The 1,028-nt window shown below is 45.8% G+C and carries 1 protein-coding gene and 1 pseudogene; both read right to left on the bottom strand.

The genetic code is table 11. The features are described from left to right. On the bottom strand, positions 1-602 hold a 602-nt coding region (locus tag AB5935_RS28135; RefSeq protein ID WP_368328122.1), incomplete at its 3' end, for a DUF3316 domain-containing protein. Further along, a pseudogene (locus AB5935_RS28140) lies at positions 602-1,028 on the bottom strand (DNA gyrase/topoisomerase IV subunit A); the annotation flags it as partial. The gene AB5935_RS28135 and the pseudogene AB5935_RS28140, both read right to left, overlap by 1 nt.

The following is a 1,028-nucleotide window of genomic DNA, read 5'->3' on the forward strand; positions in this document are numbered from 1 at the left end:
GAGAATATCTCGTAATAAGATTGTCCGTAGTGGGGAGAGAACATCACTCCCATAACCGGCAGATTGACCTGATAACGAAGCACCATCGGATACCGTTTGATTTTCAGGTGCCAAATAGCCATTCCGGAGGCATCCAGATTGACGTATGCCCGTGCGGATGCCGGATTGTTGGTGTTCCGGAGATTATAGACAAAGCCTCCGTTGACATCTATCAATCCTCCGGCTAATAATTTGAAATTATCTGTCAGGCGGAACTGGTAATGTAATCCATAGTTCCAGTTGACTAATCCGGAGAAAGTGTTATTGTTATCGGCCCGGTTGTGCGTATAGCTGATGTTTGCCTGAAAGAAGTTCTGCACAGATACATTTCCATCAAACAACTTGGTCATCCGAATCAATTCACGGGAAACACGGAAGTCGATTCCTTTGTATTCCTGCGGTGAAAGATAGGTGTCGAAAACGTTAGTAAATCCGACACCATACATGGTGGCACGTGTTACATACCGATGGGCTTGCAGACTGTCGATCTGCGCTTGTAATCTTGTGCAAAGGGCGAACAGGATGCAACCTGTCAGCCCCAGATATATTAGTTTTTTCTTCATCAGAATAATTTCATCTGCCCGGTGATTTCATCAATAATATCGCCTTCGCTTTTGCCGCTGTCCGGATCCAGATTTTCCGGCTCCTCTTCAGGAACTTCCTGTTGTTCTTGTGAGGGTTCGGGGAAGCGAGTTGGTTCAAGCTCATTGATCGTTTCCACTGCATAGGTAGTGATACGTTTTCCCTTGGCTTTGAAACCTTTGACAGCAATGAATTCATCCGCATCGATATTCAACGGATCACGGAAATTGTCGTGTCCGCCAAATATGACTTCCAGACGAGGATAGTACTCGTCGGTCAGCAGGATCAGACGGTTGTTCTTATTTTCTCCCAAGTAGTTCTGTTTACGGTTGGAGGCCTCAAAACAGAAACGTTTCAGATACGGATAATTCTGTTGGTCGGCATCGTAAAGCGCGGCAGTCCATATC

It is taken from the genome of Phocaeicola sp. RTP21198st1_B8_RTP21198_201120 (assembly GCF_040929485.1).
In the GTDB taxonomy this organism is placed as follows: Bacteria; Bacteroidota; Bacteroidia; order Bacteroidales; family Bacteroidaceae; genus Phocaeicola; species Phocaeicola dorei.